This is a genomic window from Collimonas rhizosphaerae (assembly GCF_038896935.1).
Classification (GTDB): Bacteria; Pseudomonadota; Gammaproteobacteria; order Burkholderiales; family Burkholderiaceae_D; genus Collimonas; species Collimonas rhizosphaerae.
The window spans coordinates 173,704-182,514 of the sequence record NZ_JBANDC010000010.1 but is presented as its reverse complement, the minus strand read 5'-3'; the positions used below and the strand labels follow the sequence as shown (position 1 = coordinate 182,514).

General features: G+C 58.1%; 7 protein-coding genes and 1 pseudogene. 3 read left to right on the top strand and 5 right to left on the bottom strand.

The features are described 5' to 3' along the window. The 3 genes and pseudogenes from V8G57_RS16145 to V8G57_RS16135 all read right to left on the bottom strand — a co-directional run. Positions 1–151 (bottom strand): annotated as a pseudogene (locus V8G57_RS16145) (sodium:proton antiporter); the annotation flags it as partial. 83 nt (positions 152–234) lie between these two features. Then, entirely contained in the window at positions 235–1,428 is a 1,194-nt protein-coding gene (gene pncB / locus V8G57_RS16140) for a nicotinate phosphoribosyltransferase (protein WP_342830228.1), read from the bottom strand. Between the two features lie 221 nt (positions 1,429–1,649). Next, positions 1,650–2,585, bottom strand: a complete 936-nt coding sequence (locus V8G57_RS16135) for a cation diffusion facilitator family transporter (protein WP_092398231.1) — start codon at positions 2,583–2,585, stop codon at positions 1,650–1,652. Positions 2,586–2,896: 311 nt separating this feature from the next. On the opposite strand from V8G57_RS16135, the gene fdxA reads away from it, so the two are divergent. From fdxA to V8G57_RS16120, 3 genes are all read left to right on the top strand, one after another. Continuing rightward, positions 2,897–3,220 carry a ferredoxin FdxA gene (gene fdxA / locus V8G57_RS16130; protein WP_041742182.1) on the top strand — a complete coding sequence of 108 codons (324 nt, stop codon included), beginning with the start codon at positions 2,897–2,899 and terminating at the stop codon, positions 3,218–3,220. A gap of 191 nt (positions 3,221–3,411) precedes the next feature. Beyond that, positions 3,412–4,497 (top strand): NAD(P)/FAD-dependent oxidoreductase, encoded by a 1,086-nt coding sequence (locus V8G57_RS16125; RefSeq protein ID WP_342830227.1) that lies wholly within the window; start codon positions 3,412–3,414, stop codon positions 4,495–4,497. A gap of 170 nt (positions 4,498–4,667) precedes the next feature. Further along, positions 4,668–5,798, top strand: a complete 1,131-nt coding sequence (locus tag V8G57_RS16120; protein WP_342830226.1) for a Fic family protein — start codon at positions 4,668–4,670, stop codon at positions 5,796–5,798. Between the two features lie 97 nt (positions 5,799–5,895). Here the strand turns inward: V8G57_RS16120 and pnp are convergent, their stop codons facing one another. After that, on the bottom strand, positions 5,896–8,031 hold the full coding sequence (gene pnp, locus V8G57_RS16115; RefSeq protein ID WP_342830225.1) for a polyribonucleotide nucleotidyltransferase: 2,136 nt from the start codon (positions 8,029–8,031) through the stop codon (positions 5,896–5,898). 363 nt (positions 8,032–8,394) lie between these two features. Then, entirely contained in the window at positions 8,395–8,664 is a 270-nt protein-coding gene (rpsO, locus tag V8G57_RS16110; RefSeq protein WP_014007042.1) for a 30S ribosomal protein S15, read from the bottom strand. Positions 8,665–8,811: the final 147 nt, after the last annotated feature.

The following is an 8,811-nucleotide window of genomic DNA, read 5'->3' as shown; positions in this document are numbered from 1 at the left end:
CCGGCGCCAGCAGCGGGCCAAGCGCAATCGACAGCAGCAGGCCCATGAAAGGCACGCCCCACCAGGCCGACAGCTGGGCGCCGTCCAGCTCCGCTGCCTGCGCCGCCACGGGCAGCAAAGCGATCAAGATAGCGAGTATTTTTTTGTGCAATGTAATCTTCCAGATAAGGTGATCGATCGAAACCGGCTATTTTAGCCTGGAATCAATATCAAAAAAATAACAAAGACACCACACTATGTCGCCGCGGCAACCGGCTCGGCGATCTCGAAGACCTGGCGCAGGTAATTCAGGTAAGCCTGGTCGTCGCACATGTTCTTGGACGGCGTATCGGACAGCTTGGCGACCGGCTGGCCGTTACAGCGCACCATCTTCATGACGATCTGCAATGGCGTGTAGCCGAGGTCGTTGGTCAGGTTGGTGCCGACGCCGAACGCTACCCTGGTCCGGTCCTTGAAACGCAGGTACAGCGCATTGACCTTGCCGAAATCGAGGCTGTCGGAAAACACCAGCGTCTTGGTCGAGGGATCGACCCGGTTGTCCTGGTAATGCTTGATCAGGCGTTCGCCCCATTCGAACGGATCGCCTGAATCGTGGCGGGCGCCGTCGAACAGCTTGCAGAAGTACAGGTCGAAATCGCGCAGGAAAGCCGCCATGCCGTAAACGTCGGACAAGGCGATTCCGAGGTCGCCGCGATATTCCTTGGCCCACATCTCAAAGCCGTAGATCTGCGAGTCGCGCAGCCGCGGACCGAGCGACTGGCAGGCTTGCAGGTATTCGTGCGCCATCGTGCCCAGCGGCGTCATGCCGTACTTCATCGCGAAATGGACGTTGGAAGTGCCGACCAGGTGCTGCGCAAAGTCGCGTTGCAAGGTCTGCACCACTTCCTCGTGCCAGCCGCGGGAAAAACGCCGGCGTGTGCCGTAGTCGGCCACCTTGCAACCGGCCATGGCAGGGTCGTCGCGGATCAGGGCCATCTTGCTTTGCAGGCGCCGCCGCCCTTCGGCGTGGTCCGGCGCACCCTGGGTCGCACGGAAATAGACTTCGTTGACAATCGCCAGCACCGGCACTTCAAACAGGATGGTGTGCAGCCACGGTCCCTTGACCGTGATATCGATTTCACCGTTGTCCGCCGCCGACGGCTGCACGCTGATGTATTTCTGCTGCAGGTGGAACAGGCTGAGGAAATCGACGAAATCGCTTTTGAAGAAACGCATGCTGCCCAGGTAAGCCAGTTCCTGCTCCTGGAAGCGCAAACGGCACAGGCCGGCGATTTCATCGCGGATTTCATCGACGTAGGGCCGCAGGTCGATGCCCTTGTTCCGGCATTTGTAGCGATACTCCACTTCGGCCGCCGGAAAATGATGCAGCACCACCTGCATCATCGTGAATTTATACAAATCTGTGTCGAGCAGTGAAGTAATGATCATGGTTTTTGATTAATTGCATGGCGGTGAGTGGCCGGCAAAACCTCGGGATTGCCTGGACCGATCTTGCATCTTACAGCAGCGGTCTCATTTGCCGCACACATCGGCATGACGCATTTCCAGATCACGTCGCTGGCTGTCCGGCGGCAGCGATCAAAACTGTCAATGCTGCTTGTGGAAAACGCGGAAAGCATAGGTTCATGGCAATGCTCCCTAATGAAATGTCAGGCTTCGGCAGCGGCCGGCGCCGCCTGTGCATGGTCCGGTTCAAAGAAACACCAGTGCACCTGCGGCCAGCGCTGCTGGATCGAGGCTTCGATGCGGTTGATCGCATCGACCAGCGCCACATCGGAGGGCTGCGGCCGCATCACGGCTTGCACTGCAACCATGACCTGCTCGCCCCATTGCATGGAAATCAGGTTCCTGACGGCCGCTACGTCGGCGTCGGCTTCGATATGCGCCTTGATGGCAGCGTGCACCTCGGGCGCCGCCGATTCGCCGGTGACCATGGCCTTGACCTCGCGGATCACCATCACCGCGACGATCATCAGCAACAAGCCGACTGCAATCGTGCCGCAGGCGTCCCACAGCGGATTGCCGGTGACCACCGTCATCAGCACCGCGACAAACGCCAGCGCCAGCCCGGCCAGGGCGGCGATATCCTCGCCCGCCACCACCATCAGCTCCGACTGCCGGGTTTCGCGGAACCACTGCATGAACGGCTTGCCATGCGAAATCTTGCGGATCTCCACCATCGCGCCGCGCAGGGAAAACGCTTCCAGCACTACCGATATGCCCAGCACGCCCAGCGCCACCCAAGGGGTGCTGATGGCTTGCGGATGCTTCAGGTGCTCGATGCCCTCCATCACCGAAAACGCGCCGCCGACAAAAAACAGCAGCAGCGCCACCATCATTGCCCAGAAATACACCACCCGCGCATAACCCATGGGATGCGACGAATTTGCCGGTTTCTTGGCTTCTTTCAGGCCGATCAGCAGAAACACCTGGTTGGTGCAGTCGGCCAGCGAATGGATTGCCTCTGCCAGCATCGCTCCCGACCCGGTATAGATCGAGGCGGCAAACTTCGCCAGTGCGATGCCGCCATTGGCGCCCAGGGCGTAAAAAATCGCTTTGGTGGAGCTTTCGTTGGAAGATGACATAATTATTCCGTAGCAACAAAGGCGTCCACGATAGCCATTTTGCCAAGCCGACGCAAGCAATCCTGGCGCCGCCTCGAAATGCTTCCGGCGGATGTGGTAAAACTGCGGAAATACCGGCAATTGCGGCTAATGTGAATTTCACATTTGCTTATATGGATTCTATATAACAGCTGTTTGTGGGAAAACCCGAATTACCTTAAAATACAAGGCTTTGCGACTGGGTATATATCAAGGGCAGCACTTGCTCCGGGCTACCCGCCGCCGCCTCAATATCCGCTTCAAGAACATTATTTACAGATAGGACTGTTGTTATGACCCACGTTGTGACCGAATCCTGCATTCGCTGCCGCTATACCGACTGCGTGGATGTATGCCCGGTTGATTGCTTCCGCCAAGGCCCGAATTTCCTGTCGATCGACCCCGACGAGTGCATCGACTGCGCGGTCTGCGTCGCCGAGTGCCCGGTCAACGCCATCTATGCTGAAGAAGATGTGCCGGCGGACCAGCTGCATTTCATCAAATTGAATGAAGACCTGTCGCGCCACTGGCCGTCGATCACCAAGACCATCGCTCCTTTGGCGGAAGCCGAGGAATGGAAAGACGTCAAGGAAAAATTGGACTTCTTGCAACGTTAAGCTGGAACCCGCCCTTACCGGGCGGCGTGGCGCCAAGCGCCGATTTAAGCCAGGCCATTGTCCCCAGCCACAGTGCAGCATGTATTCGCCGTCGCACGGAAATTCGCGAAAACCTTCATCCAATCGCCGTCGCAGCCAAAACCGGCAGGGCGTTTTGGGGGACCCAACTGAAACAGGAATCAGATCGTCGTATGGATACCACCGTCAAACTCGCACCAGCACTCACCCCTGCCAACAGCGTGATCGAAACCGATGCCGTCATCGTCGGCGCCGGTCCGGTCGGCCTGTTCCAGGTCTTCGAACTCGGCCTGCTGGAAATCAAGGCCCATGTCATCGACTCCTTGCCGGTGGTCGGCGGCCAGTGCGTGGAGCTGTACCCTGACAAGCCGATCTACGACATTCCCGCAGTCCCGGTCTGCACCGGCCAGGAACTGACCGACAACCTGCTCAAGCAGATCGAGCCGTTCGAACCGACCTTCCACCTTAACCAGGAAGTGACGCTGGTAGCGCGCCGCGAAGATAACCGCTTCGACCTGGAAACCTCGGCCGGCACCCGCTTCATCACCAAGACCATCTTCATCGCGGCCGGCGTCGGTTCGTTCCAGCCGCGCACCATCAAGGTCGAAGGCATCGACCAGTTCGACAACACGCAGCTGTTCTACCGCGTCAAGGATCCGGCCCAGTTCCACGGCAAGAACCTGGTGATCTGCGGCGGCGGCGATTCGGCGCTGGACTGGGCGCTGGACCTGGTCGGCAAGGCCGAATCGGTGGTGTTGCTGCATCGTCGCGAAGAATTCCGCGCGGCGCCGGCTTCCGTCGCCAAGATGAAAGCCTTGTGCGAAGCCTACGAAATGCAGTTCCTGGTCGGCCAGGTCACCGGCCACGAAGCCAAGGACGGCAAGCTGAGCGAGATCAAGGTCACCGGCCCGGACGGCGTCACCCGCCGCCTGCCGCTGGACACCCTGCTGGTGTTCTTCGGCCTGTCGCCAAAACTCGGCCCAATCGCCGAATGGGGCCTGGATATCGAGCGCAAGCAGTTGAAAGTGGTCGATACCGAAAAGTTCGAAACCAATGTGCCGGGCATCTTTGCGGTGGGCGACATCAACACCTATCCGGGCAAGAAAAAACTGATCCTGTCGGGCTTCCATGAAGCCGCGCTGGCCGCATTCGGCGCTGCGCCCTACATTTTCCCGGACAAGAAGATCCACATGCAGTACACCACCACATCGCCGAAGCTGCACAAGATCCTGGGTGTGGAATCGCCAGTGTTCGATTAAGCAGCCCTGCCTGATTCAATAAAAGCCGTCCGAGGAGCAATTCTCGGACGGCTTTTTATCGTCGTTGCGGGCGGCCATGCGTCACGATGAGTCGCTTTCATGGAATTTTCACATCTTGCAATGAGTCGATTATGCATTATAATCAACTCATTTATTGAGTCGATAATGCAATGAAATCACCTCATCTTATCTGGCAAGATCCCGGTTGGCCAAAAATGCGCTATGACATTGCGCTGGTTGGCAAGGAAATCGCTCTCGCAAGACGCGCCCAGGGCGTGATCGAAGGAAAGCTGGCCGCACTGGGATTTGAGCAGCGCCAGGAACTGGCCGCGGAAGCCTGGAGCCAGGAGGCGGTTTCAACTGCCGCAATCGAAGGCGAGCGCCTGGATCTGCAGGCTGTCCGTTCATCCGTCGGCCGCAGGCTGGGCGTCGTTAACGGCGGAGGCCCGAACGCGCCACGGCATATCGACGGCCTGCTGGACATCATGGATGACGCCGTCAGCAATGCCTCCGCCCCGCTGAGCCACGAACGCCTCCAGGCCTGGCAAGCAGCATTGTTTCCCACCGGCTTTTCCGGCATGAGCAAGATCCGTGTCGGCGCTTACCGCGAACACGCTGAGCCCATGCAGATCGTCAGCGGGCGCATCGGCAGCGAGAATGTTCATTACGAAGCTCCTCCTTCCGCCCGCGTGCCGGCAGAAATGGAGCAACTGCTCAAATGGTTCAACAATAAGGCGGAAGCGGAGAGCCTCACCCAGGCTGCGCTCGCCCATCTGTGGTTCGAGACCGTCCACCCTTTCGAAGATGGCAATGGCCGTGTCGGCCGGGTCCTCGTCGATCTGGTGCTTGCGCGCGACACTGGCGAAGCCAGCCGCCTGATTCGCCTCTCTCAACGGCTGCTCGAAGAAAGAGAAGACTACTATCGTGAACTGGAACGCGCGCAGCATGGCTCCATGGATGTGACCAGCTGGGTCGTATGGTTCGTCGCGCAAGTCCGGGTCGCTTGCGAGCAGGCGTCTCTAGTGATTGACGAGTCGCTGGTGAAGGCGAGATTCTGGTTCGATCATCGCGACAAAGAACTCGCCCCGCGCCAGCGCAAGGCGCTCAATGCATTGCTGGATGCAGGACCCGGCGGCTTTGAAGGCGGGATGAGCACAAAGAAGTACGAAAACCTGACTGGCGCCTCGCGGGCCACATCTTCGCGCGACCTCATCGAACTGGAACAAATGAAACTGTTGCGCCAGGCGGGAGCCGGCCGGTCAACGCGCTACTACATCAATATCGAAGGATGGGAATCCTAGCAAGAGCGGCCCGTCAGCACTTCTTATTGCACAAACGTAAAAACGCCCGGGATGCAAATGCATCCCGGGCGTTTTTCATGCTACTTGCAGCACTGGATTACTGTGCTGCTACCGGAGCAGCTTCGCCGCCTTCTTCAGACTGGGCTGCCTTCATCGACAGCTTCAGACGGCCGCGGTCGTCGGTTTCGAGAACCTTGACGCGCACTTGCTGGCCTTCTTTCAGGTAGTCGGCGACTGCATTGACGCGCTCATTGGCGATCTGGCTGATGTGCAGCAAGCCGTCCTTGCCTGGCAACACTTGCACGATCGCGCCGAAGTCCAGCAGCTTCAAGACCGTACCTTCGTAGACCTTGCCGACTTCAACCGAAGCCGTCAGTTCTTCGATACGGCGCTTGGCTTCCTGGCCTGCAGCGGCATCTACCGAAGCGATAGTCACGACACCTTCGTCGCTGATATCGATCTGGGTGCCGGTTTCTTCGGTCAGGGCGCGGATCACTGCGCCGCCCTTGCCGATCACGTCGCGGATTTTTTCCGGATTGATCTTGATGGTGATCAGGCGCGGCGCGAAATCGGACAGCTCGGTTTTACCGTGCGGCACCGCTTCTTGCATTTTGCCGAGGATATGGATACGGCCTTCTTTGGCTTGCGCCAGAGCGACCTGCATGATTTCCTTGGTGATGCCCTGGATCTTGATATCCATCTGCAGGGCAGTGATGCCGTTGGCCGTACCGGCTACCTTGAAGTCCATGTCGCCCAGGTGATCTTCATCGCCCAGGATGTCGGTCAGGACGGCGAACTTGCTGCCTTCCTTGATCAGGCCCATGGCGATGCCGGCAACGTGCGCCTGCATCGGCACGCCGGCATCCATCAGCGCCAGGCAGCCGCCGCAGACCGAAGCCATCGACGACGAACCGTTGGATTCAGTGATTTCCGATACCAGGCGCACCGAGTAGCTGAAATCTTCCGGCGCCGGCAGTGCTGCCTGCAGTGCACGCTTGGCCAGGCGGCCATGGCCGATTTCGCGGCGCTTAGGCGTACCTACGCGGCCGGTTTCACCGGTAGCGAACGGTGGCATGTTGTAATGCAGCATGAAACGGTCCGAGTATTCGCCCATCAGCGCGTCGATCTTTTGCTCGTCGCGCGCAGTGCCTAGCGTGGCGACTACCAGCGCCTGGGTTTCGCCGCGGGTGAACAGTGCCGAACCGTGGGTACGCGGCAGGACGCCGGTACGGATCGTGATCGGGCGCACAGTGCGGGTATCGCGGCCGTCGATGCGTGGCTCGCCTTCCAGGATCTGCGAACGGACGATCTTGGCTTCCAGGTCAAACAGGATGCCGCTGACTTCGGATGAGTCAGGTGCGGTGCCGCCGATCGATGCAGCTTCAGCAGCCAATGCCGCGTTGACTTCCGCGGTAGCGTCTTTCAGCTTGGTGGTGCGGGCTTGCTTGTCTTTGGTCTGGTAGGCTTCACGCAGCTTGGCTTCGCCGAAATGCGCAACGCGGGCGATCAGCGCTTCATTCTTGGGCGCCGGGCTCCATTCGACTTCAGGCTTGCCGCCGTCGCGCACCAGTTCGTGGATGGCGTTGATGACTGCCTTCGATTGCTCATGGCCGAATACAACCGCGCCCAGCATGATTTCTTCCGACAATTGCTTGGCTTCAGACTCAACCATCAGCACCGCAGTTTCAGTACCGGCAACCACCAGGTCCATGGCCGACTTGGCCAGCTGCGAAGTGGTTGGATTCAACACGTACTGGCCGTCGATGTAGCCGACGCGCGCAGCGCCGACCGGGCCGGCGAAAGGAATGCCGGCAACCGACAGGGCAGCCGAGGCGCCGATCATTGCAGCGATGTCTGGATCGATTTCAGGATTGACCGACAGCACGTGGATGATGACTTGCACTTCGTTCAGGTAACCTTCCGGGAACAGCGGGCGGATCGGACGATCGATCAGGCGCGATGTCAGGGTTTCTTTTTCGGAAGGACGGCCTTCGCGCTTGAAGAAACCGCCTGGGATGCGGCCGGCTGCGTATGTCTTTTCAACGTAATCAACGGTCAATGGGAAAAAATCCTGACCTGGCTTGGCATCTTTGCGTGCCACCACGGTAGCCAGCACAACGGTATCTTCAATCGATACCAGCACTGCGCCGGAGGCTTGGCGAGCGATCTCGCCGGTTTCCAGCGTGACCTGGTGCTGACCATACTGGAATGTCTTCGTAACTTTATTAAACACAATATATCCCTCTCATCAGTTGGGGACAGAGTAATTCGCCGCAAGCTGACGCTTGCGACTCTTAAACTCTTCCCGCAATTGTTTATTTGCCGACAGATTTTCAGGCGCTGTCGTTCACCTCACCACAGACGATTCATCGCTGGCTGCTGCCAATGAATTGCCGTCTCCTTGCCTAGTACCAACCTCTTGAAACTTGTGCAGATAAGCCGCAAAGAAGCTGCTGCCAAAAGCAAAAATGCCCGCATCAGAAACTGATACAGGCATTTTTTTCAACTTATCGACGGACCAAGGACATCGTCACGAAATATCGAAACAGGATGCCGCTGAAAATACCAGAGGCCGACGATGAGCCGCGCACTACGATTACTTACGCAAGCCGAGTTTTTCGATCAGCGAGCGGTAACGGTTCAGATCCTTACCCTTGAGGTAGGACAGCAGGCTTTTACGACGGTTAACCATCATGATCAGGCCGCGGCGGGAATGGTGATCCTTGGCGTGGGCTTTGAAGTGACCGTTCAGGTCGTTGATACGGGCTGTCAGCAGCGCAACTTGCACTTCCGGGGAGCCGGTGTCGTTTTGACCGCGCGCATTATCAGTGATAATAGCGGCCTTGGCTGTTTTTTCGATAGTCATGCTTTACCTTTCACAAGCGGTGTACAGAGTACGTAACCCTATGCACCGTGAACAAACAATTAAAAAATCCGGTCAAACTTGACCAGACGCGCAGTATATAGCAAAAATCCTGCGGATTCAAATACTTAGCGTCGCACCAACAACAAT

Excerpts from the sequence above, each read along its gene's own strand:
- V8G57_RS16125 (WP_342830227.1), top strand. The coding sequence starts at position 3,412 with ATGGATACCACCGTCAAACTCGCACCAGCACTCACCCCTGCCAACAGC.
- rpsO (WP_014007042.1), bottom strand. The coding sequence starts at position 8,664 with ATGACTATCGAAAAAACAGCCAAGGCCGCTATTATCACTGATAATGCG.
- fdxA (WP_041742182.1), top strand. The coding sequence starts at position 2,897 with ATGACCCACGTTGTGACCGAATCCTGCATTCGCTGCCGCTATACCGAC.
- V8G57_RS16120 (WP_342830226.1), top strand. The coding sequence starts at position 4,668 with ATGAAATCACCTCATCTTATCTGGCAAGATCCCGGTTGGCCAAAAATG.
- V8G57_RS16135 (WP_092398231.1), bottom strand. The coding sequence starts at position 2,585 with ATGTCATCTTCCAACGAAAGCTCCACCAAAGCGATTTTTTACGCCCTG.
- pncB (WP_342830228.1), bottom strand. The coding sequence starts at position 1,428 with ATGATCATTACTTCACTGCTCGACACAGATTTGTATAAATTCACGATG.